Origin of the sequence: Ensifer sp. SSB1, assembly GCF_016652895.1 — a bacterium.
Lineage (GTDB): Bacteria > Pseudomonadota > Alphaproteobacteria > Rhizobiales > Rhizobiaceae > Ensifer.
Map to the genome: position 1 here is coordinate 11,840 of NZ_JAEPRP010000075.1, position 21,154 is coordinate 32,993.

The 21,154-nt window shown below is 62.2% G+C and carries 21 protein-coding genes; 11 read left to right on the plus strand and 10 right to left on the minus strand.

Annotated features, from left to right (window positions below; genetic code table 11):
* Positions 1-51: 51 nt before the first annotated feature.
* From I8N66_RS19055 to I8N66_RS19070, 4 genes are all read right to left on the minus strand, one after another.
* Positions 52-1,152 carry a DUF2865 domain-containing protein gene (locus I8N66_RS19055; protein ID WP_113540096.1) on the minus strand — a complete coding sequence of 367 codons (1,101 nt, stop codon included), beginning with the start codon at positions 1,150-1,152 and terminating at the stop codon, positions 52-54.
* 127 nt (positions 1,153-1,279) lie between these two features.
* A complete protein-coding gene (locus I8N66_RS19060) occupies positions 1,280-1,924 on the minus strand; it encodes an acyl-homoserine-lactone synthase (RefSeq protein ID WP_113540095.1) in 645 nt (214 codons plus the stop codon).
* A gap of 142 nt (positions 1,925-2,066) precedes the next feature.
* Entirely contained in the window at positions 2,067-2,804 is a 738-nt protein-coding gene (locus tag I8N66_RS19065) for a LuxR family transcriptional regulator (RefSeq protein ID WP_113540094.1), read from the minus strand.
* Positions 2,805-3,086: 282 nt separating this feature from the next.
* Positions 3,087-5,399: an NADP-dependent malic enzyme gene (locus I8N66_RS19070; RefSeq protein WP_291156659.1), complete on the minus strand. Its 2,313-nt coding sequence runs from the start codon at positions 5,397-5,399 to the stop codon at positions 3,087-3,089.
* A 172-nt stretch (positions 5,400-5,571) separates the two neighbouring features.
* Here I8N66_RS19070 and I8N66_RS19075 point away from each other — a divergent pair, with 172 nt between their 5' ends.
* Positions 5,572-6,411, plus strand: a complete 840-nt coding sequence (locus I8N66_RS19075; protein WP_113540092.1) for a UDP-2,3-diacylglucosamine diphosphatase — start codon at positions 5,572-5,574, stop codon at positions 6,409-6,411.
* 98 nt (positions 6,412-6,509) lie between these two features.
* A complete protein-coding gene (locus I8N66_RS19080) occupies positions 6,510-7,730 on the plus strand; it encodes an MFS transporter (protein WP_113540143.1) in 1,221 nt (406 codons plus the stop codon).
* Here I8N66_RS19080 and dgcA read toward each other — a convergent pair.
* Entirely contained in the window at positions 7,682-8,665 is a 984-nt protein-coding gene (dgcA, locus tag I8N66_RS19085; RefSeq protein ID WP_113540091.1) for an N-acetyl-D-Glu racemase DgcA, read from the minus strand. The genes I8N66_RS19080 and dgcA overlap by 49 nt on opposite strands.
* 235 nt (positions 8,666-8,900) lie before the next feature.
* Between dgcA and I8N66_RS19090 the strand changes: the two genes are divergently transcribed.
* From I8N66_RS19090 to I8N66_RS19105, 4 genes are all read left to right on the plus strand, one after another.
* Complete coding sequence (locus I8N66_RS19090) at positions 8,901-10,049, plus strand: ABC transporter permease (protein WP_113540090.1); 1,149 nt, start codon at positions 8,901-8,903, stop codon at positions 10,047-10,049.
* Between the two features lie 13 nt (positions 10,050-10,062).
* On the plus strand, positions 10,063-10,881 hold the full coding sequence (locus tag I8N66_RS19095; protein WP_113540089.1) for an ABC transporter ATP-binding protein: 819 nt from the start codon (positions 10,063-10,065) through the stop codon (positions 10,879-10,881).
* A 183-nt stretch (positions 10,882-11,064) separates the two neighbouring features.
* The gene (locus I8N66_RS19100) at positions 11,065-12,435 is read left to right on the plus strand and encodes an MlaD family protein (RefSeq protein WP_113540088.1); all 1,371 of its coding nucleotides are present in this window, start codon (positions 11,065-11,067) and stop codon (positions 12,433-12,435) included.
* Between the two features lie 89 nt (positions 12,436-12,524).
* Positions 12,525-13,139, plus strand: a complete 615-nt coding sequence (locus tag I8N66_RS19105) for an ABC-type transport auxiliary lipoprotein family protein (RefSeq protein WP_113540087.1) — start codon at positions 12,525-12,527, stop codon at positions 13,137-13,139.
* Between the two features lie 6 nt (positions 13,140-13,145).
* Here the strand turns inward: I8N66_RS19105 and I8N66_RS19110 are convergent, their stop codons facing one another.
* Positions 13,146-13,418, minus strand: coding sequence for a BON domain-containing protein (locus I8N66_RS19110; RefSeq protein WP_113540142.1), 273 nt, complete (start codon positions 13,416-13,418; stop codon positions 13,146-13,148).
* Between the two features lie 153 nt (positions 13,419-13,571).
* On the opposite strand from I8N66_RS19110, the gene I8N66_RS19115 reads away from it, so the two are divergent.
* Positions 13,572-13,748: a hypothetical protein gene (locus I8N66_RS19115; RefSeq protein ID WP_162768895.1), complete on the plus strand. Its 177-nt coding sequence runs from the start codon at positions 13,572-13,574 to the stop codon at positions 13,746-13,748.
* Between the two features lie 48 nt (positions 13,749-13,796).
* Here the strand turns inward: I8N66_RS19115 and hemF are convergent, their stop codons facing one another.
* The gene (hemF, locus tag I8N66_RS19120) at positions 13,797-14,708 is read right to left on the minus strand and encodes an oxygen-dependent coproporphyrinogen oxidase (RefSeq protein ID WP_291156674.1); all 912 of its coding nucleotides are present in this window, start codon (positions 14,706-14,708) and stop codon (positions 13,797-13,799) included.
* A 218-nt stretch (positions 14,709-14,926) separates the two neighbouring features.
* Here hemF and I8N66_RS19125 point away from each other — a divergent pair, with 218 nt between their 5' ends.
* Positions 14,927-15,187 (plus strand): hypothetical protein, encoded by a 261-nt coding sequence (locus I8N66_RS19125; protein ID WP_113540085.1) that lies wholly within the window; start codon positions 14,927-14,929, stop codon positions 15,185-15,187.
* Between the two features lie 11 nt (positions 15,188-15,198).
* Here I8N66_RS19125 and soxR read toward each other — a convergent pair whose 3' ends face one another.
* A complete protein-coding gene (gene soxR, locus I8N66_RS19130) occupies positions 15,199-15,669 on the minus strand; it encodes a redox-sensitive transcriptional activator SoxR (protein WP_291156678.1) in 471 nt (156 codons plus the stop codon).
* Positions 15,670-15,746: 77 nt separating this feature from the next.
* On the opposite strand from soxR, the gene I8N66_RS19135 reads away from it, so the two are divergent.
* A complete protein-coding gene (locus tag I8N66_RS19135; protein WP_223727501.1) occupies positions 15,747-16,322 on the plus strand; it encodes an NADPH-dependent FMN reductase in 576 nt (191 codons plus the stop codon).
* A gap of 82 nt (positions 16,323-16,404) precedes the next feature.
* On the opposite strand, the gene I8N66_RS19140 is transcribed toward I8N66_RS19135, so the two are convergent.
* Positions 16,405-16,866 carry a tRNA (cytidine(34)-2'-O)-methyltransferase gene (locus tag I8N66_RS19140; protein ID WP_291156683.1) on the minus strand — a complete coding sequence of 154 codons (462 nt, stop codon included), beginning with the start codon at positions 16,864-16,866 and terminating at the stop codon, positions 16,405-16,407.
* A 6-nt stretch (positions 16,867-16,872) separates the two neighbouring features.
* The gene (locus I8N66_RS19145) at positions 16,873-17,445 is read right to left on the minus strand and encodes a GNAT family protein (protein ID WP_291156686.1); all 573 of its coding nucleotides are present in this window, start codon (positions 17,443-17,445) and stop codon (positions 16,873-16,875) included.
* A gap of 411 nt (positions 17,446-17,856) precedes the next feature.
* Between I8N66_RS19145 and I8N66_RS19150 the strand changes: the two genes are divergently transcribed.
* Together I8N66_RS19150 and I8N66_RS19155 are read left to right on the plus strand one after the other, a co-directional pair.
* The gene (locus tag I8N66_RS19150; protein WP_291156689.1) at positions 17,857-19,710 is read left to right on the plus strand and encodes an ABC transporter ATP-binding protein; all 1,854 of its coding nucleotides are present in this window, start codon (positions 17,857-17,859) and stop codon (positions 19,708-19,710) included.
* 118 nt (positions 19,711-19,828) lie between these two features.
* A partial coding sequence (locus tag I8N66_RS19155) for an ABC transporter ATP-binding protein (protein WP_291156692.1) occupies positions 19,829-21,154 on the plus strand: 1,326 nt, incomplete at its 3' end.

The following is a 21,154-nucleotide window of genomic DNA, read 5'->3' on the forward strand; positions in this document are numbered from 1 at the left end:
GCAACGAGCGAAACTGAAGATCGCGGCGCGCTTTGAGATGGCGCGCCGGGATCAGTTCTGGACCGGTTGATAGGCCGGTCCCTTCGGGTGCTTCAGGTCGATCGAGGTTTCCTGTTGCGGCAGGAAGGTCGGGCCGACGACGCGCACCTTGCTCTTCGACGGATCGTAGGGCCGCTCCTCAGGCGGTGCCTTGGCGGTCATGGTCTCCGCCGGCTTCTTGGTTTCGATCACGACGATGGACGACTGGTCGTCACCGATCCTGGTGCCGGTCGTCTTCGGTGAGGTTGCGGCGGTCTGTGGTATCTGGCAGCCGCACATGCCGGGCTTGCTGACACCGCGCGTGCGATAGGCGAAGGCATTCGGCATTTCGGTATAGGGCCGGCCGGTCACGGCCGAGACCATCTGGTCGCTCTCTTCCGTGTTGATATCATGGAAGTAGAGTTCGGTTTCGGCACCCGGGCAGCGCGCCCGGCAGGCCTGTTCGTCCCGCGGGAAATCGGCCGGCGTCGCGTCCGAGGAGATCGGGAAAAAGGCGCCGTCGCAGGTGCGCACGCACATGGTCCGCAGCGTGCCGCTGTAGTAGCGTTCCTGCGGGGCATAGCCGTCTTCGCCAAGCATCGGGCCGTAGGCGTCGTCCGGCGGCAGATCGGCAATGATGTTGCGGTGCGATTCGGGCTCTTCGGGGTCGACGCTCGCGAACTCTTCGCGGTCGCCGTAGCAGCCATTGATCTCCAGCGCGGCAAGGATGCGGCGACGGCTGTCCTGGCTGCCTCCGGCAACAATCTGCTCGCGCTCCGACTTCAGCATGCGCAGATTGTCTTCCATCTCGGCAATGAGACCGTCGAGTTCGCCACAGATATCCGGGTTGCCGCCATCGAAGGTGACGACGTTGCCGTCACCACAGGCCGCACGACGGCGGTCGTTCTTCGCCCTGCGCAGTTCGATGTTCTGGCGGGAGATCGCACTCGCATAGTCACGGGCGTCGGCATTGCTGGAGACGATGTCAGGCAGCTGCGCAAGACGCGTGTTCAGCCGGTCGCACACGGTCGATGCCAGCGAAGGATCGGCACCGACCAGGGCAAACGGCACAAGCACCGCAGCGAGGTGTTTCAAGCGCGGGAACACGGGCGAAGTCTCTTCCTGCAACCGCATGACGCCGGTCTTCTGATATGGGCGGCTGCCAGCGGCAATTCCTGTTTCACCTCCATCATAGAGCTTGTCGGCGATCGTGCAACGACAAGCGGCGGTTTGCGTTAACGGGCCCGGCAGAGCGAAGAGATCAAGCGGCGCGGGCGGTTTCCAGCGACATCGGACGTTCGAGAACAGTGCCTTCGATGGCGGCTACCGCTTTCATACGCTGGAGCAGGCTCTCATTCACTTCCCAGGCGACGGCAACGGCAAAGACCGAGCCGATGCGGTGCGGTTCGGCAATGCGCTCGCCGGGGCATCCCATGCGGCGGAACATGCGCTCCAGGAACACGTCGGTAACGGTGACGATATGGGTGATGCCGGAGGCAAGGCCGAGTTCACCGACGCCGCACATCAATTCGGCCGCTGCAACGGTGACCTGATTCGAGGCGCGGTCCTGCGAAATCTCCGGCTCGATGCAGAAGCGGCTCGATTCCCATACCGAGGCGCTGCGGATTTCCGGGTTGTCGCCGAGCAGGATCGGGAAGGTGTCGTCCAGCATGTTGGGGCCGAGCGTCGGCAGCAGCCGCAGCGCGCCACGCAGGCGACCGGTGTCGGGGGCATAGGAGAGCACGTAGAGCGGATTTGCCTTGTCGTAGTTGTCGATTTCCCACTCGCCGTCCGTCTGCACATCCCATTTTAGGAAATCGTGAAAGACGCGCTTGCGCAGCCGAAACATATCGTCGACGGCCTGCGGGTGCTGTGCGCGGGTCTTTCCGTTCAGGATCCTGATCATCTTTTTCTCCATCCTTGTTTGGGGATGGGCGGATGCTGTCAGGCCGGCGGCGGTCGCGTAACTGTCGGTAGTGACAGTTTAAATCAGCGATTTTTCCCACTAGATTTCGAGGGGTTTTTTGGAGGACTTGGCGCGAGCTGCGTCAAACGGTGGGGATCAGCGCATGGCGGACGGCCTGGGCAACGGCCTGCGTATTGGACACGACATTGAGCTTGCGCCTCGCATTGGTCATGAAAAAGCGCACGGTGCGCTCGGAAATGCCGAGAATCGTTGCGATCTCCCAATAGCTCTTGCCGGCAGCGGCCCAGGTCAAAACCTCGGTCTCGCGGCCGGTGAGCCGCATGTCGCGGGTCGAAATGCTGCCGGCCATCGCGCCGTGCTCCAGCATGGCGGCGTGGAAGAGATTCGCCGCGAGCTGGAAATCGCGCAGGTGATGGCGCCGATAGACCGTCCACTCGTCGGCCGGCATGTTGACGTTGATCGCCAGCATCGCCATCCGGCCGGCCGGTGATGGTAGCGGCAGGGCGACGCCCTCGGTGGAAAGACCGATCTCCTGTGCCGCCTGGAAAAGCGGCTCGCAGTCCGCAAAGCGATGTCGCGCCATCGTCCACTCCACCGGGCGAACGCCGCCAAGTGCGAGTTTCAAGATAGGGTCGATTCGGTGAAGGCCGCGCGACCGGTAGATTTCTGCGGCATAGGCACCGAAGGTGTGATGCAGGCGGCAGATCTTGAGTTCGTCCGCGTAGGGCTCGGCTTCCAGGTACAGGAGATGGGCGATGCGGAACGTGCGGCGCATCAACGTAAAGAAATGAGCGGGCTCGACACAGCCGCCGCATTCCAGGATTTCCAGCATGTCGAGGACAGCCTGCTGCTCAGTCATGCCACAACACCGAATCTCGTCCGAGGCTCCAGCATGGTTAGGGGTTCACCTTTTGTCCAGCGCAAACTTACCTGTTTGGTGTGTAATGCCAATTTTGCAATTTTCGATTGCCGACCGCCGCGGTCGGTTTGCGCGAGCCTGCGGTAGAGGGTGATTCCGCTGTGATTCTCGGGCGATAGAGCGCCGCGCTCAACGATTGCGCGGCGCCTGGATATGGCATTGGGGGCGCCGGTGCGGCGCCCGAACTCCGCGAAGATCGAAGGCGATCTCCGCGGTATCATTTCAGCCCGGATGGCTGGCTTCGACGACCGCGAGAGCCGCCATGTTGACGACACCGCGCGACGTGACCGAAGGCGACAGGATGTGGGCGGGAAGCGCCGAACCGAGAAGAATCGGGCCGACATGCAGGCTGTCGGTCATGGTTTTGACGACGCCGAGCGTGATGTTGGCGGCATCGAGATTGGGGAAGACTAGGAGGTTGGCTTCGCCCGACAGGCTGCTGTCCGGCATGACGCGATGGCGCAGCGCTTCCGAGATCGCAGCATCGCCGTGCATTTCGCCGTCGACTTCGAGATCGGGCGCCAGTTCGAGCACCAGCTGAAGCGCCTTGCGCATCTTGGTGGCGCTTTCCGAATCGCGCGAACCGAAGTTCGAGTGCGAGACGAGGGCCGCACGCGGCGTGATGCCGAAGCGGCGGATTTCCTGTGCGGCCATGACCGTCGTCTGCGCGATCTCCTCGGCGCTCGGGCAGTAGCTCACATAGGTGTCGGTGAAGAAGGTGGCGCCGCGCTGGGAGATCAGCAGGCTGAGGGCCGAGAAGTCGAGCACGCCTTCACGCTTGCCGATGATCTGCGAAACGTCGCGCATGTGCCTGGAATAGCGGCCTTCGACGCCGCAGATCAGCGCATCGGCTTCGCCGCGCTTGACGGCAAGTGCGCCGATGACCGTCGTGTTGGTGCGCACGATGGTGCGGGCGGCTTCCGGGATGACGCCGAGACGGCCGACAAGGGCGAAGTAGTCCTCGACATAGTCGCGGTAGCGCGGGTCGCCTTCGGGGTTGACCACTTCGAAATCGACATCGGGACGGATGCGCAGGCCGTAGCGGCGCAGGCGGGTCTCGATGATCTGCGGACGGCCGATCAGGATCGGGCGGGCAGTACCCTCTTCGAGCAGCACCTGGGCGGCGCGCAGCACGCGCTCGTCTTCGCCTTCGGCAAAGATCACCCGGTTCTTCTGGGCGTTCTTGGCAGCCGCGAACACCGGCTTCATGATGAAGCCCGAACGGAAGACGAAGCGGTTCAGCTTGTCGAGATAGGCGTCATAGTCCTGGATCGGACGGGTGGCGACACCGCTTTCCTCAGCTGCCTTGGCGACGGCCGGCGCGATGCGCAGGATGAGGCGTTGGTCGAAGGGCGAGGGGATGAGGTAGTCCGGGCCGAAGACCGGGGTCTCGCCGGAATAGGCGCGGGCGGCAACGTCGGACGGCTCCTCGCGGGCGAGGCCGGCAATGGCGCGGACCGCCGCCATCTTCATTTCTTCGTTGATCGTGCTTGCGCCGCAGTCGAGCGCTCCGCGGAAGATGTGCGGAAAGCAGAGAACGTTGTTGACCTGGTTCGGAAAGTCCGAGCGGCCGGTGCAGATCATCGCGTCCGGGCGGGCGGCACGGGCGGCTTCCGGCATGATCTCCGGCGTCGGGTTGGCAAGCGCCATGATCAGCGGCTTTTCGGCCATCTGCACCAGCAGTTCCGGCTTCAGCACGCCTGCGGCGGACAGGCCGAGGAAGACGTCTGCGCCGCCGATGCTGTCGGCGAGAACGCGGTTGCTGCTGTCCTGCGCATAGATGGACTTCCACTCGTCCATCAACACTTCGCGCCCCTTGTAGACGAGGCCTTCGAGGTCGTGGACCCAGATGTTCTCGCGCTTGGCGCCGAGCGTCACGAGCAGGTTGAGACAGGCAAGTGCTGCCGCACCAGCGCCGGAGGTGACGATCTTTGCCTTGGCGATGTCCTTGCCGGCGAGTTCCAGACCGTTGAGGATGGCGGCGGCGACGATGATGGCGGTTCCGTGCTGGTCGTCATGGAAGACCGGGATCTGCATCTTCTCGCGCAGGCGCCGCTCGACTTCGAAGCACTCGGGCGCCTTGATGTCCTCGAGGTTGATGCCGCCGAAAGTCGGCTCCAGTGCCGAGATCACGTCGACCATGCGGTCGATGCTCGAGGCGTCGATCTCGATGTCGAAGACGTCGATGCCGGCGAACTTCTTGAACAGAACCGCCTTGCCTTCCATGACCGGCTTGGAGGCCAGCGGGCCGATATTGCCGAGGCCGAGCACGGCTGTGCCGTTGGAGATCACGGCAACCAGGTTGGCACGGGCGGTGAAATCCGCAGCCGTCTCCGGGTTGTCGCGGATGGCGATGCAAGGCGCGGCAACGCCTGGCGAATAGGCAAGCGCCAGGTCACGCTGGTTGCCGAGCGGCTTGGTGGGCTGGATTTCGAGCTTTCCCGGGCGAGGGTAACGGTGGAAGAATAGGGCCTGCTGGTCGATGTCGCCGCTGGCCGGACCTGTTTGGGATTTCGTTTTGTCGCCCGTGTTCATGCTCTCACATTCCTCATTCGTGGTCGTGCCTTTTGGCATGAATTCGGAGCGAGGTACAGTTTGCCGTGCTGATTTCGGGAGCCCGACAGGCAGCAAGGCGCTCATGTCATCTTCCTGAAACACGAGTCTGGTTTTCACGGAGGCAGGAAGCGTAACTAGAGACGAGGCTGGCATGACGGCGGCGCAGCAAGACAACTCCGTACGAAAGCTCAGGACGTTGTTCATCTCCGACGTCCATCTCGGCTCCAAGGCCGCCAAGACGGACTACCTGCTTGATTTCCTGCGGTACCACGAAGCCGAAACGATCGTGCTTGTCGGCGATATCGTCGACGGGTGGCGACTGAAGCGCAGCTGGTACTGGCCGCAGAACTGCAACGACGTCGTCCAGAAATTGCTGCGCAAGGCGCGCAAGGGTACGCGCATCGTCTATATCCCCGGCAATCACGACGAGTTCCTGCGCGATTTTCCCGGCGTGCACTTCGGCGGCATCGAGGTGGCGCAGCGCTATCTCCACGCCGGCGCCGACGGCCGCAAGTATCTCATCCTGCACGGCGACGAGTTCGATGTGGTGGTGCGCAATGCCCGTGTGCTGGCCTATCTCGGCGACTGGGCCTATGACACGGCGATCGCCATCAATATCGGCCTGGCCGCCATCCGCCGGCGTCTCGGCATGCCCTATTGGTCGTTCTCCTCCTGGGCCAAGCTCCAGGTGAAGCATGCGGTGAACTTCATCGGCGAGTTCCAGAAGGTGGTTGCCGACGAGGCTCGTCGCTACGACGCGCAGGGCGTGATCTGCGGACACATCCACCATGCCGTCATCGAGAACATCGGCGATATCCGCTACATCAACACCGGCGATTGGGTGGAAAGCTGTACCGCGATTGCCGAGCACCACGATGGCACGATGGAGCTCATCACCTGGCACCAGATGCGCGGCGGTGCCCTCGAGGGCGAAGCGTCGGGCGAAGCCGACAAGCTGCTTGCGCAATTGCTGACCCAGCGCGCCGCCTGACCCCAGAGGCGGCAGGCCGGTCCTGTCGCGAAAACTAGGTTATGGCGAGCCATGCCCGGGCTGTGCTAGAGATCACGTACAGCCATCCAGGTCAGCCGATGATTCCCTCCTCAGCGCCCGCATATGTGGGCCCTCCGCCGCGCCATTTCGCGCTTCGCATCGCCTTGCTCTTCTGCGCGCCGCTAATCGTCAACGGCTTCGCGATGCCGTATTTTCCGATGTGGCTCAGCACGCTCTCGATGACCGACTTCGAGATCGGCGTCGTGCTGGCGCTGCCGATGTTCGTGCGCGTCATCACCGCGCCGATCGCGGGCGTCATTGCCGACCGTCTCGGCGAGCGTGCGATCGTGCTGATCTGGTCCGGGTGCCTGTCGCTGGCGACCGCCCTGGTGCTCTTCTACTTCCGCGACTTCTGGCCGGTGCTGGTCATCTACACACTGCAATCGGCCGTCTATTCGCCCTATGTGCCGATCGTCGAGGCGATTGCGCTATCGGGCGTGCGCCGCTGGGGTTTCGATTATGCCCATATGCGGCTCTGGGGCTCGGTTGCGTTCATCGGAGCGACGATGATCGGCGGCTGGATGGTCGGTATCTTCGGCAGCGACATGGTGCTACCGGCCATGGCGATCGGGTTCGGGCTGACCATCGCCATGGCGTATGGGGCACCCCGGGTCGGCAAGCCCCGCCGGCCGTCACCGATCACCGCGCTCACCGAGCCGCCGCCGAAGTCGCTGCGACAGCTCGACCTGCAACTGCTGTTGATCGGTGTGACGCTGGTGAACGCCAGCCATGCGATGCTCTTCGCTTTCTCGGCGATCTATTGGCAGCACATCGGCTATAGCGGTACCGAAATCGGCCTGCTCTGGAGTGCGGGCGTGGCGGCTGAGGTGACGATGTTCATCTTCGCCAAGGCGATCAGCCGTCGTTTCAGCGTCTGGGTGATGATCCTGTCCGGCTGCTTTCTCGCCGTGGTGCGCTGGATCATCTTCCCGATGGATCTCGGCTTCAGCGGCTACTTCATCCTCCAGTGCTTCCATGCCTTCACCTATGCGATCATGCACACGGGCATGCAGCACAAGCTGGTGGAGCGGGTGGTGGAGTCGCAGGAGGCGTCCGCCCAGGGGCTCTATTTCTTCTATACCGGCATCTTCACCGCGATCTTCACGTTCCTGTCCGGCTATTTCTATGCCTGGTACGGTGTAAAGGGCTTCTACTCGATGTCGGTCGTTGCCTTTGCCGGCTGCTGCTTCGCGGTCGCCGCCTGGTACCTTCAGCCCCAGAGACGCGGTTCCGGCGGGAAGACCAGCGACGCCTCGTAGCGTAGGCCCGGCGTGCGATCTTCGGCGAGCAACAGCGGCCCGTCGAGGTCGACGAAATCGGCGCCCTGGGCGACAAGGATTGCCGGCGCCATCGCCAGCGAGCTGCCGACCATGCAACCGACCATGATCTTCAGGCCAAGTGCGGTCGCCTGATCGCGCATTCGCAGCGCCTCGGTGAGACCGCCGGTCTTGTCGAGCTTGATGTTGACGGCATCGTAGCGGCCGACGAGGGCGGCAAGGTCGCCGGTCGCGTGCACGCTTTCATCCGCGCAGATGGGGACGGGCCGGGCTATCGTCGCCAGTGCCTCGTCGCACCCGGCAGGGAGCGGCTGCTCGATCAGGTCGATGCGCTCCTCCGCGCAGATCGCAAAATGATAGGCAAGCGTTTCCGGCGTCCAGCCTTCATTGGCATCGAGAATGATGCGGCTCTTCGGCGCGCCGGCCCGTACGGCGCGGATACGCGCGGCATCGTCCGGCGTGCCGACCTTGATCTTGAGCAGGGCACGGTGGGCGTATTTTGCGGCCTGCTCGCGCATTGCATCCGGTTCGGCAAGCGACAATGTGTAGGCGGTGGTCAATTCCTGAGGCGAGGGAATGCCTGCAAGTATATGAACGGCCTTGTTTTTCTGCTTGGCCTCGAGATCCCATAGTGCGCAATCGACGGCGTTGCGGGCGGCACCCGGCTTCATCTGGCGCTGTAACTCGACGCGGCTGAGGCCCGCCTCGATATGCGGGCGTATGGCGGCAATCTCGGAAAGTACCGATTCGATCGTTTCGCCATAGCGTCCATAGGGCACGCACTCGCCGGCGCCGGTGTGGGTGCCGTCGCTGATTCGGCAGGTGACGACGCTTGCCGTCGTCTTGGAGCCACGCGAGATCGTGAAGGTGCCTGCGATCGGGAAATGTTCCACTGAAGCATCGAGGGAAAGTGACATGAAAGCGTCTCCGGCGAGCAATCTGAGGGTCCGGCATCGCCGCCGGCCCAACGTGCGGGTGACAGCTACGGTGCGAGCCGTTATGACGGTGCAAGCATTTACGAATCTTTACGGCGCCGCGCGTTGAGACGCATAAAGGTCGCTGTAACACTTTAGGTCTGCTGCATAATTCTGTCGTTAGGTCGATTTCGATTTAAAGGATTATGCGATCGCAAATCAGGAAAACCGAAACCACGTGACGCAATCCGCCCGCAAGCTTACCGCCGATGTCGAACTGGCCGAAAGTACCGGTGGGCAAAGCTATGTCTTCACGGGCACCTGGCGGCATGAAACTGCGGAAGCCATGGCCAAGAAGCTCGATGGCCTCGCACGCAAGAGCGATGGCGTCACGCAGTTCGATCTCTCCGGCGTGACGGCGATGGATACGGCTGGTGCCTGGATCATCCGACGCTTCATGACCCGCATTGCCGGCACTTCGCGCGACGACGTGCATTTTGCCGAGGGCGGGCAGCGGTATATCGAGCTTATCGACGCCTTGCCGGCGGAACTGCGCGCGCCGGAAAAAGGCAATGGGCGCGTTCCGTTGTTCCAGCGTATTTTCGCGCCGGTCGGCGAGGCGATGGTGGCGACCTGGGACGATATCGTCGCGGCCATGTACATTCTGGGGTCCGCGGTGCGCGGCGCCCAGCTCAAGCTCGGCCGGCACAGCGGCGTCTCGCCGGCGGCGATCGTTCATCAGATCGACCGGATGGGCGTGATGGCGGTACCGATCATCACGCTGATGTCTTTCCTGATCGGGGCGATCATTGCACAGCAGGGCGCGTTCCAGCTGCGCTACTTCGGCGCCGAAGTCTTCGTCGTCGATCTCGTCGGCATCCTGCAATTGCGCGAAATCGGCGTTCTCCTGACGGCGATCATGATCGCCGGCCGCTCAGGCAGCGCCATCACCGCCGAAATCGGCTCGATGAAGATGCGTGAGGAAGTGGACGCGCTGAAGGTGATGGGGCTGAGCCCGATCGGCGTCCTCGTCTTTCCGCGCCTCGTCGCGCTCACCGTTGCACTGCCGCTGCTGACGATCATCGCGAACTTCGCCGCCTTGACCGGCGCGGCCCTGGTCGCCTGGGGCTATTCGGGCATCACGATCCCGACCTTCCTTGCGCGGCTGCAGGAAGCGGTCGATTTTTCGTCGGTCGCTGCCGGCATGATCAAGGCGCCGTTCATGGCGCTCATCATCGGCGTGGTCGCAGCCGTCGAGGGGTTGAAGGTCGGCGGCAGCGCCGAATCGCTCGGCCGGCATGTGACCTCTTCGGTGGTCAAATCGATCTTCGTGGTGATCCTGATCGATGGCCTCTTTGCCATGTTCTACGCAGCAATCAATTTTTAAGGCGGGGAACAGCGTGAGCGCAGTCGAAAAACGACATGAGGAAGATCAGGCGACGGAAGCAGACGGGCGCGAGTCGGTGCTTTCCGTCCGTGACCTGACGGTCGGCTTCGGCTCCAACATCGTGCTCGACAAGCTGAACCTCGAAATCTACCGGGGCGAAATCCTCGGCTTCGTCGGCGCGTCCGGAACCGGAAAATCGGTGCTGATGCGCACCGTGCTCAGGTTGCTGGCAAAGCGTTCCGGCAAGATCGAGATCCTGGGCGCCGACTACGACAAGATCACCGAGGGTGAACGCATCGCGCTCGATATGCGCCTCGGCGTTCTCTTCCAGCACGGCGCGCTCTTTTCGGCGCTGACGGTACGCGAAAACATCCAGGTGCCGATGCGGGAATACCTCGATCTGCCGCAGAGCCTGATGGACGAACTGGCACGGGTGAAGATAGAGCTCGTGGGCCTTGCGCCGGAAGCAGCGGAGAAATATCCGTCCGAGCTTTCGGGCGGCATGATCAAGCGCGCGGCTCTCGCCCGGGCGCTGGCGCTCGATCCCGATCTGGTCTTCCTCGACGAGCCGACCTCGGGCCTCGATCCGATCGGTGCCGCGGAGTTCGACGAGCTCATCGCCAAGCTGCGCGACACGCTGGGATTGACCGTGTATATGGTGACTCACGACCTCGACAGCCTCTTTTCCGTCTGCGACCGCATCGCGGTTCTCGGCAAGAAGAGGGTGCTAGTGGAGGGTACGGTAGAAGACATGCTGGCCTGCGACGACCCTTGGGTGCAGTCCTATTTCCGTGGCAAGCGGGCTCGAGCGATCGTACGCCACGATCCATGACTGGGAGCATCCGGTGCTCAAGCCAATCGCTTGGGAGCCGAAAGATGCGCCGGAAACTGAAATGCAAGAGGTTCTTCGTGGGTTCATTTGAACACACGGCGCTCCAGTGAATGCGGTTTTGGCGCCCAGGCGTCGAGATACGAGGTAGAGCCGGTGAAGCGGCCACGAAGGTAGTCGGTACGAATGGAAACGAAAGCGAACTACGCCATTGTCGGTTTCTTCACGGTGTTCGTGATCGCGGCCGCATTCGGCTTCGTCTACTGGATGTCGCAATATGGCCGCAGCGGCGAGATGGTGGAGCTTGTGGTCAATATTCCGGGTTCCGCCAACGGTCTTTCCGTCGGTTCGCCGGTGCGCTTCAACGGCATTGCCGTCGGCACGGTGCGCAATCTTGCGATCGACGCCAATGATCCACGCTATTCGATCGCCGTCACCGAGGTCTCCGTCGATGCGCCGGTGCTGAAGTCGACCAAGGCAACGTTGGAAGTGCAGGGGCTGACGGGCGCGGCCTACATCGAGCTTAGCGGCGGTCGCAATGGCGACGAGAACATCCTGAAGACCGCGATCGAAAAAGGCACGCAGGCACGCATCCTTGCGGATCAGTCGAGCGTGACCAGCCTGCTCGCAACGGCCGACCAGATCATGGACCGGGCCAACAACGCAATCACCGACATTCAGGGCTTCGTAACGGACGTGCGCGGCCCGCTGACAAATACGATCGGCAATGCGGAGAAGTTTTCCACCGCGCTCGCCAACAATTCCGGTGCGATCGACGACTTCCTGAGGAGCGTGACGGAGCTTTCGGGCTCGGTCAGCGCAGCCTCCAAGAAACTCGATTCGACTCTTGAATCTGCCGATGCCCTGGTGAAGTCCGTGGATCCGAAGAAGATCGACCACATCGTCTCGAACGTCGAGCAGATCAGCAACGACCTGAAGGCCGCTTCAGGCGGCGTTTCCGAAACGGTTGCCGCATTCCGACGCACGGTCGAAACTTACGAGCAGTTCGGCAAGAATGCCCAGAAGACGCTGGAGCGGGTCGATACGCTGGTGGCCTCGGTCGACAAGGAGAAGGTCGAGCTCGTCGTCAACGACATCACTGCAGCGACCGCCGACGCCCGCAAGACCGTTGCCAATATTTCTGAGTTCGCCTCGAAGATTACCGCCCGGCAGGAGGACATCGACCGCACGATCACCGATGTCACCCAACTGGCGAGCAAGCTGAACAATTCGGCCAACCGGGTCGACAGCATCCTCGTCAAGGTCGACGGCTTCCTGGGCGATGCGGATGCCCCGTCGCTTTCGGCCGAGGCGCGCGCGACGCTCGAATCCTTCCGCAAGGTGGCAGACACGCTCAACGCGCAGATCGGACCGATCGCCGACAACTTGCGGCGCTTCTCGGGCTCCGGCCTGCGCGACGTCGAAGCGCTCGTCACCGATACGCGACGGACGGTCCAGAGCCTGGAAAACACGATCTCCACCTTCGACAAGAACCCGCAGCGTCTTCTCTTTGGCGGCGAGACAGTAAAACAATATGATGGTCGCACCCGGCGTTGAGTCGGGGCGTGGCGGGACCAGCTTAGGGCCAGACGGTGTGCTTTCGATCGAGGGGGCGCCAAGGTGCGTGGGACAAGGGTATTGGCAGTATGAGTTTTCAGGGGCTGGTTGGTATGCGAGTAGCGGGAGCGCGGCGCTCCGCCCTGATTTTCATGCTGGCAGCAGGCCTTGCCGGCTGCGGTACAAAAGCGGTCAATGACACATACAGTCTTTCGGCGTCGCCAGCCGTCGAAGGACGTGCCTCCACAGGCAAGCAAATCCTCGTGCCGGAACCAACGGCACTGAAGGCGCTCGACAGCGACCAGGTCGTCATCCGTCTGTCCGGATCCGAGCTGCAATATCTCTCCAAGGCACAATGGAGCGACCGACTGCCGAAGCTGGTGCAGTCGAAGCTGGTGCAGGCCTTCGAGGACACCGGCAAGGTCGGCGGCGTCGGCAAGCCGGGCCAGGGGCTGGCGATCGATTATCAGGTGATCACCGAAATCCGCGCCTTCGAGGTCTCGACGGAAGGTGCGGACACGGCGATCGTCGAAATCTTCGCCAAGATCCTCAACGACCGTAACGGTACGGTGCGGGCGCAAAAGGCGTTTCGCGCGACCGCCAGCGTCAAGGGCGCAGGAAACCCGGCCTTCATCAAGGCAATGGACCAGGCTTTCGCAAGCGTTTCGGCCGAGATCGTCAGCTGGACGCTCGGCTCGATCTGACGACGCCTATTCAGTGCCAACCGGCTCGATCCGGTTGATGACTTCCGCCACGCCCTGCATCTGTTTTGTCGCCTCTTCGGCGCGCATGGCTTCGGCTGCCGTCGCGACGAAGCCGGCAAGGATGATCGTGTTGCCCTTGGCCGTCACCGTTACATCGGCGGCATCGAGGCCGGGCGCGACCGCCAGAAAGTGGGCGACGCGGCGCTCCAGTTCAGCCGGATGCTCGGGCGTCAAGCGCTCCGGTTCATCGCCGTAGAATGTCCGTTTCTTGAAAATCATCGCATCCACCTCGCTCAACGCAGAGGAAACGCCGGATGCTCCGGTTTGTTCGACTGTTTCATTCGAAACAGCGGGAAATCGTCAGCCGTGCCATGTCTGTTTTCAAGCGACGGGATCTGTCGCGGCCACAATCAGCATGCAGGGGACATATCGATGCGCGGTTCTTTTTTCGCCATGGCTCTGGCGATCGTGACGGCTCTTGCCTTGGGTACGCCGGCACAGGCAGGGAACTACAGCTATGGCTGCAAGCCCAGTTGTGTCGTCAAAACCGTCAAGACTTATGGCGCCTATGGCGCGGTCATCCTGAAGAAGGTCCGCATATGCAATTGATGCAGGGAGAGGGCGTTCGCGATCGGCGAAACGCTCTCCGCCCTTGGCTTACGGCCAGCGCACCACCGGGGGCAGCGACGACAGGATCGACTCGACATTGCCGCCGGTCTTCAGGCCAAAGATCGTGCCGCGGTCGTAGAGCAGGTTGAACTCCACATCGCGACCGCGCCGTACGAGCTGTTCGTCCCGATCTTCCTCGGTCCAGGGCGCATTGAAGTTGCTGCGCACGATCTTCGGGTAGACGAGGGCGAACGCCTTGCCCACATCGCGGGTGAAGGCGAAGTCCGCGTCCCAGCCGCCCTGTTCCTCCGCCGAATGCAGCCAATCGTAGAAGATGCCGCCAGTACCGCGCGGCTCGTTACGGTGCGGCAGGAAGAAATAGTCGTCGCACCACTTCTTGAACTTGGCATGGTCGGCGACCGCATGACGGCTGCAGGTGATTTCCATGGCGCGATGGAAGAGCTGCGTGTCGGCATCGGTCGTGACGCGGCGGCGATCGAGCACCGGCGTCAGGTCGGCGCCACCGCCGAACCAGTTGCTGGTCGTCACCACCATGCGGGTGTTCATATGAACGGCCGGCACATTGGGGTTCACAGGATGGGCGATCAGCGAAATGCCCGAAGCCCAGAAGCGCGGATCCTCGGCAGCGCCCGGGATCTGGCTGCGGAACTCCGGGGAGAATTCGCCGTAGACCGTCGACGTATGGACGCCCACCTTTTCGAAGACACGGCCTTCCATCATCGACATGCGGCCACCGCCGCCCTTGCCATCGTCGCGGCTCCATTCCTTGGCGGCGAAACGTCCGGGCGCACGGTCGGAGAGCGGACCGGTCAGGTCATCCTCGATCGCTTCAAAGGCAGCGCAGATGGTGTCGCGCAGTCCTTCGAACCACGCGCGCGCCTCGGCCTTCTTGTCTTCGATATCTGCGGGGAGGCCCGGGGGGAGCTGCGGTCGTTCCATGGAAAATTGCGTCCTGTTGGCGGGATTTCCCGATGAAATGCCGCCGATTCTATTGAAGTCGCCACAGTTCATACTTTCGCGCCGATGGCAACGGCGGTCCAGCACCTTGGGCGGTCTGCCGCGCCGACAGCACCGATGGTCAGCGAAATCCCGCTCTCGAACAAGCCTCTGGCAAAGGGTGAGCGCCGTCACTATCTTAGCAGTTAGAGGTATAGCCCATGGCAAGAATACCTGCAGGCCCGCCGCTTGATGGTTTGCGGCGGCAGATCGCCCGGCATCGCCGGGACAACCGCACACGAGGCGATGGCCTTTTCGTGCGGGAAACCTTTCGTCTCGATCGCAGTGCCGCCCGTGCGAAGGCCCGGGAATGGTTTGATACCTGGCCGAAAGCTGCCTACTGGACCGAGGTCGAGAGCTGGCGCCAGCTCGATGGCGACGAGATCGAGTTCACCATGCGCCGCCTGCCGACGGCGGATTAGCCGTTCGCTCCTCAAGGTTGCGTGTCTTCATCCATCAGTCGCGGTCCGGCGCCTTCCATCGAGAGAACGTCGTGCGGATTGCGCAGCGGACATTCCCGCAGTGACAGGCAGCCGCAGCCGATGCAGCTCGTCAGGTGATCGCGCAAGGCCATCAGGTTGGTAATGCGTTCGTTCAGCTGTTCGCGCCAGTTTTCGGACAACTTGCCCCAATCCTCAACGGTCAGCGGACGATCGTCCGGCAAGACCGACAAAGCGTTCTGAATCTCAGACAGGGGAATGCCGGTGCGCTGTGCGACCTTGATGACCGCGACGCGTCGAAGCACGCTGCGCGGATAGCGGCGCTGGTTGCCGCGGGTACGGTTGCTGCGGATCAGTCCTTTGGCCTCGTAGAAGTGGAGGGTGGAGACGGCGACGCCGCTTCGTTCCGCGACTTCGCCGACCGTCAGCTCGCGCCGCAATTCGCTGCTTTTCACAATTGTCATGATGGCTATTGACCTCAACTATTGTTGAGGTTCTATAGCATTGGCTCCATGATGCAGACAACAGGAGCTTGATCCCCATGACTGAGAAAATGACCCTTGCCGTGATCTATGGCAGTGCGCGCCAGGGTCGCTTCTGCGATACCGTCGCAAACTGGCTGATCCGGGAGCTTTCGGCTTCGGAGACCTTTACGTTGACGGTGATCGACCCGGCGCGGCTCCGCACGTCGCGTGGGCTCGGGGCGGCGGTCAATCCCGGCGAGTGGCTCGAACGCAAGATCGCCGAGGCTGATGCCTTCGTCATCGTCACGCCCGAGTACAATCACGGCTATCCGGCCGCGCTGAAAGAACTGATCGACTCGGTCTACGAGCCCTGGCAGGCCAAGCCGGTTTGCTTCGTCTCTTATGGTGGCGCCTCTGGCGGCATTCGCGCTGTCGAGCAGCTACGCCAGGTTTTCGGCGAACTGCATACGGTGACGCTGCGCGACGGGATCACGTTCCCCAAGGCGTGGTCGAAATTCGATGCCGCCGGCAACCTCTACAAGCCCGAGGAATTGCGCGCGCCGCTGTTTTTGATGATGGACCGGCTGACCTGGTGGGCGCGCGTCTTGAAGCAGGCGCGCAAGAGCGCGCCCTACAACGAAGTGGCTGCGTAGCGCCCGCCGTGACAGCGGTCGGTTTCGCGCTCAGCGGCGCCGGCCGTGGCCAACAGGCAAGGAGGTGGCGATGTTTGCTCTGTCAGGCTGGAGAGACTTGCCGGATCGCTTCGCCGGCGATCATCGCCGCGGAGATCGCGATGTTGAGCGAGCGCTGGCCCTCTGCCATTGGGATCAAGATGCGCCCGTCGGCGCGCTCGTGCACGTGGTCGGGAACGCCGGCGCTCTCTCTCCCGAAAAGCAGGATATCATCGGGGCGGAACTCGAAGCGGGTATAGGGCAGGGCAGCCTTGGTGGAGGCGAGCACCAGCCGGCGTCCGCTTGCAGCCCGCCACGCCTCGAAGTGCTCCCAGTTGACATGACGGGTGAGCGCGACCGAAGCGATATAGTCCATGCCGGCGCGTTTCAGGTTGCGGTCGGAGAGGTCGAAACCGGCTGGTTCGATCACGTCGACGGAGAGGCCGAGACAGGCGGCCAGGCGCAGGATCGTGCCGGTGTTGCCTGGAATATCGGGTTGGTAGAGGGCGATGCGCAGGCTGCTCATTTCAGATCACTCGTTTTTGCGGCCATCCCGCCGCGCGTCAAACTCCACAGCCAGGATGCCCATCATGATGTCGTCGTGCCACGCACCGTCGATCAGAGCCGACTCGCGTTCGCGGCCCTCGACGGAGAAGCCGGACTTGACGTAGGCGGCAATCGCCCGTTCGTTGAAGGCGAGAACCCTGAGCGAGACCCGGTGAAGGGCAAGTTCATCGAAGGCATAGGCCAATACCCGCTTCGTGACCGCCGTGCCAAGACCCTTGCCCAGCCGTTGCGGATCGAAAATGCCGATGGCGAAGCTCGCGCGTCGATCCTGATGGTTGAGGTTATCGAGGCGCACTTCTCCGATGAGGCCACCCTGATCGATGATCCAGGCGGTAGGATGACCGGCGATCCGCGTCACCCAGGCGGCGGCCTCACCGTGACCGAAAAGGCCGGGAAACGACCTACCGGCGCCGAACATCCGGTAGATTTCCGGATCGCGGCCGAGCCTCAGGCGCGCATCGACATCACCGTCGTCAGGGCGGCGAAGGACAAAGCCGTTGCCTTGAAGATCAGGAGCCCTATCCGATGAAGCGTTCATGCTGCTTCTCCAGTGCGAAATGGCCGGCGTTCCCTGCTTTTGAGGGCGCTCATATTGCTGAAGCTAATCTGTGCCGAAACGGCAACAGACACGCAATCGATGAAAAATTGTGCAAGAAACAGCCTGCGACAATCTGGCATGCCGGCGCAAATAGGGGTAGAGATCGAGCCTCTTCAACGCGAACCGACGGAGGCAAACATGAATGTATTGATGTTGACACGCCGTCCTGGAGTAGTGGGCCACCGTTTGGCCTGACCGGTTCCGCGACCTATCTTTTAAAAGAGATTGACGCGCTTCCGGAACTCCGGAAGACGAAGCCCTTTTTCGGGCTGCATTTCCGGACTGACTTTTTCATCATAAGAACGCGGGGAAACCCGCTTTCCTTCAAAATTCTCTGAAGGAGCAAATGCAATGTTTGGCTGGTTTGAATCCCGCCTTGACCCATACCCGGCGGAAGAGCCGACGCTCCCGCCGAAAAGCCTTTTCGGCTTCTGCTGGCATTATTCCAAGCCGGCCGTGCCGTGGCTTCTCATCATGTCCGTCTGCACCATGCTGATTGCCGTCGGCGAGGTGGCGCTGTTCCAGTTCCTCGGCAACATGGTCGACTGGCTGTCGAGCGCCAACCGCGAGACGTTCCTTGCAGCCGAAGGCGGCCGGCTCTTCTGGATGGGCGCGCTGGTCCTCATCGGTCTGCCGGGCTTGGTCGCAATCGACTCCTTGATCATGCACCAGGTGCTGCTCGGCAACTATCCGATGATCGCCCGCTGGCAGATGCACCGCTATCTGCTGCGCCAGAGCATGACCTTCTTTGCCAACGAGTTCGCCGGACGCGTCGCGACGAAGGTGATGCAGACGTCGCTGGCGGTCCGCGAAACGGTGATGAAGATCCTCGACGTCTTCGTCTATGTCGTCAGCTATTTCGTGACCATGCTCGCCGTCGTCACGACTGCCGACTGGCGTCTGGTGATCCCGCTGACCATCTGGCTTGCGATCTACATCTGCATCGTCAGCTACTTCGTGCCGCGACTGCAAAAGATCTCCAAGGAGCAAGCGGACGCGCGCTCGATGATGACGGGACGGATCGTCGACAGCTACACCAATATCGGCACGGTCAAGCTCTTCTCACATGCCGGCCGCGAGGAAGGTTATGCACGGGACGGCATGGACAGCTTCCTTGGCACCGTGCATCGCCAGATGCGCAAGGTGACGCTGTTCCACATCCTGGTTTACGCCAACAACAGCATCGCGCTCTTTGCCATCGCAGCGCTCGGCATCCATCTCTGGTTGACCAGTGCCATCTCGGTCGGCGCGATTGCGATCGCCGTCGGTCTCGCGATGCGCATCAACGGCATGTCGCAATGGATCATGTGGGAAGTCTCGGCGCTCTTCGAGAACATCGGCACTGTCTATGATGGCATCGGCATGATGACCAAGGCGCATGACATCGTCGACGAACCGGACGCCAAGGCGCTGAAGGCGGAGAAGGGGGCGATTGCCTTCGACAACATCCGCTTCCACTACGGCAAGGCCAAGGGCGTCATCGATCACCTGCAGCTCGACATCAAGCCGGGCGAGAAGATCGGTCTGGTCGGCCGCTCCGGCGCCGGCAAAACAACGCTCATGAACCTGCTGCTGCGCTTCTACGACCTGGAAGACGGGGCGATCCGGATCGACGGCAAGGATATCTCCACCGTCACCCAGGACAGCCTTCGCGCCCAGATCGGTGTCGTTACACAGGATACCTCGCTGCTGCACCGCTCCATTCGCGACAACATCGCCTATGGACATCCGGAAGCGGATGACGAGGCGATCATCGCGGCGGCGAAGAAGGCGAATGCCTGGGACTTCGTTCAGGGGCTCGAGGACAACCAGGGCCGCAAGGGCCTGGATGCCCAGGTCGGTGAACGCGGCGTCAAGCTCTCGGGCGGCCAGCGCCAGCGCATCGCGATCGCGCGCGTGTTCCTCAAGGACGCGCCGATCCTGATCCTCGACGAGGCGACCTCGGCGCTCGATTCCGAGGTCGAACAGGCAATCCAGGAGAACCTGTTCGCGCTGATGGCCGGCAAGACGGTGATCGCGATCGCCCATCGTCTGTCGACCCTGACGGAGATGGATCGGCTGGTGATCCTCGAGGCCGGCCGCATCGTCGAGACGGGCTCGCATGCCGAACTCGTCGCTCATGGCGGCCTCTATGCCGATCTCTGGTCTCGCCAGTCCGGCGGCTTCATTGCCGACGATGTCGAGAAGGAAGAGGCGGCAGAGTAAAAAACGCAGCCCGCCGTTCCTTCGAACGGCGGGCTGACCTTTCACACGTTACGCATTTGTAATCAGCAATTGCACCAAAACCGATTGCTGTTCCCACCGAACCGCCTATATCGGAACCATGCTCAGCGCCATCGTCAGCCTCTTCGAGAACTGGATCAAGCCGTTCGCGCCGCGCGAGCGCCTGCAGCCGCCGAAATCGCTGTGGGGTTTCGCCTGGTTCTACGCCACCCAGGCGAAAGGGCCATTCATTGCGATGGCCGTGCTCGGCGGCCTCGTGGCGATGCTTGAAGCAGGGCTGTTCTATTTCGTCGGCCGGCTGGTCGACGTTCTCGATACGGTGAAGCCGGAAGCCGGCTGGGGCGGTCTGATCGCCGCCAACGGGCCGGAACTCCTGTTCATGCTCTTGACGGTGATGGTGTTTCGCTTTCTTGCGGTGTCGCTGGCAGCGCTGGTCGAAGAGCAATCGATCATTACCGGCTTTCTCAACCTTGTGCGCTGGCAGTCCTATGTGCATGTCGCCCGCCAGTCGCTGACCTTCTTCCAGAACGATTTTTCCGGCCGTATCGTCACCAAGGTCTGGGCCGGGGCGCAGGCGACCAGTGACCTCATCGTCTCGCTGCTGCAGGTCGTCTGGTTCATCGTGATCTACACCGCGTCGACCATGGCGCTGGTGGCGCAGCTCGATTGGCGCCTGGCGGCGATGGTCGCCTTCTGGATCGTCGTCTTCCTGGCGCTCGCGCGTTTCTTTGTCCCGCGCATCCGCAAACATGCCCGCGATACGGCCGAAATGGCATCGATGCTGAATGGCCGCATGGTCGATGCCTATTCCAATATCCAGACGCTGAAGCTCTTCGGCCGCGATGAAGAGAACGACCGCTATATCCGCTCCGGCTTCGACCGGTTCCAGCGCGCGGTCATTCCGTTCACGCGGCTTCTGACGGCCGTGCGTGCGTCGCTGGCGCTGCTTTCCGGCATGATGATCACGGCCATCGCCGTCTATTCGATCCATCTCTGGCTCGGCGGCTCGATCAGTTCCGGGGCAGTGGCCTTCACCCTGGCGCTGGTTCTGCGGCTAAACATGCTGCTTGGCCGGATGATGACGCAGTTCAATTCGATCATGCGCAACATCGGCACGATCCAGAACTCGGCCGAACTGGTGTCGCAGTCGATCGGTCTCGTCGACCGTCCCGGCGCCACGGAGCTTGCCGTCAGCCAGCCGGAAATCCGCTTCGAACACGTGCGCTTTCATTACGGGAAGGGCGAACGCGTCATCGACGATTTCTCGCTCGTCGTTCGCCCCGGAGAAAAGGTGGGCATCGTCGGCCGCTCCGGCGCCGGCAAGTCGACCCTCGTCAACCTGCTCTTGCGCTTCTACGACCTCGAAAGCGGACGCATCCGCATCGACGGCCAGGATATTGCCGCAGTCACGCAGGAATCCCTGCGC

What these genes read in the sequence shown, in the direction of transcription:
- I8N66_RS19080 (WP_113540143.1), top strand. Translation starts at nt 6,510, where the DNA reads ATGATTCCCTCCTCAGCGCCCGCATATGTGGGCCCTCCGCCGCGCCAT.
- hemF (WP_291156674.1), bottom strand. Translation starts at nt 14,708, where the DNA reads ATGGAACGACCGCAGCTCCCCCCGGGCCTCCCCGCAGATATCGAAGAC.
- I8N66_RS19140 (WP_291156683.1), bottom strand. Translation starts at nt 16,866, where the DNA reads ATGAGCAGCCTGCGCATCGCCCTCTACCAACCCGATATTCCAGGCAAC.
- I8N66_RS19070 (WP_291156659.1), bottom strand. Translation starts at nt 5,399, where the DNA reads ATGAACACGGGCGACAAAACGAAATCCCAAACAGGTCCGGCCAGCGGC.
- soxR (WP_291156678.1), bottom strand. Translation starts at nt 15,669, where the DNA reads ATGACAATTGTGAAAAGCAGCGAATTGCGGCGCGAGCTGACGGTCGGC.
- I8N66_RS19060 (WP_113540095.1), bottom strand. Translation starts at nt 1,924, where the DNA reads ATGATCAGGATCCTGAACGGAAAGACCCGCGCACAGCACCCGCAGGCC.
- I8N66_RS19055 (WP_113540096.1), bottom strand. Translation starts at nt 1,152, where the DNA reads ATGCGGTTGCAGGAAGAGACTTCGCCCGTGTTCCCGCGCTTGAAACAC.
- dgcA (WP_113540091.1), bottom strand. Translation starts at nt 8,665, where the DNA reads ATGTCACTTTCCCTCGATGCTTCAGTGGAACATTTCCCGATCGCAGGC.
- I8N66_RS19065 (WP_113540094.1), bottom strand. Translation starts at nt 2,804, where the DNA reads ATGACTGAGCAGCAGGCTGTCCTCGACATGCTGGAAATCCTGGAATGC.
- I8N66_RS19135 (WP_223727501.1), top strand. Translation starts at nt 15,747, where the DNA reads ATGACTGAGAAAATGACCCTTGCCGTGATCTATGGCAGTGCGCGCCAG.
- I8N66_RS19125 (WP_113540085.1), top strand. Translation starts at nt 14,927, where the DNA reads ATGGCAAGAATACCTGCAGGCCCGCCGCTTGATGGTTTGCGGCGGCAG.
- I8N66_RS19115 (WP_162768895.1), top strand. Translation starts at nt 13,572, where the DNA reads ATGCGCGGTTCTTTTTTCGCCATGGCTCTGGCGATCGTGACGGCTCTT.
- I8N66_RS19110 (WP_113540142.1), bottom strand. Translation starts at nt 13,418, where the DNA reads ATGATTTTCAAGAAACGGACATTCTACGGCGATGAACCGGAGCGCTTG.
- I8N66_RS19105 (WP_113540087.1), top strand. Translation starts at nt 12,525, where the DNA reads ATGAGTTTTCAGGGGCTGGTTGGTATGCGAGTAGCGGGAGCGCGGCGC.
- I8N66_RS19150 (WP_291156689.1), top strand. Translation starts at nt 17,857, where the DNA reads ATGTTTGGCTGGTTTGAATCCCGCCTTGACCCATACCCGGCGGAAGAG.
- I8N66_RS19100 (WP_113540088.1), top strand. Translation starts at nt 11,065, where the DNA reads ATGGAAACGAAAGCGAACTACGCCATTGTCGGTTTCTTCACGGTGTTC.
- I8N66_RS19145 (WP_291156686.1), bottom strand. Translation starts at nt 17,445, where the DNA reads ATGAACGCTTCATCGGATAGGGCTCCTGATCTTCAAGGCAACGGCTTT.
- I8N66_RS19075 (WP_113540092.1), top strand. Translation starts at nt 5,572, where the DNA reads ATGACGGCGGCGCAGCAAGACAACTCCGTACGAAAGCTCAGGACGTTG.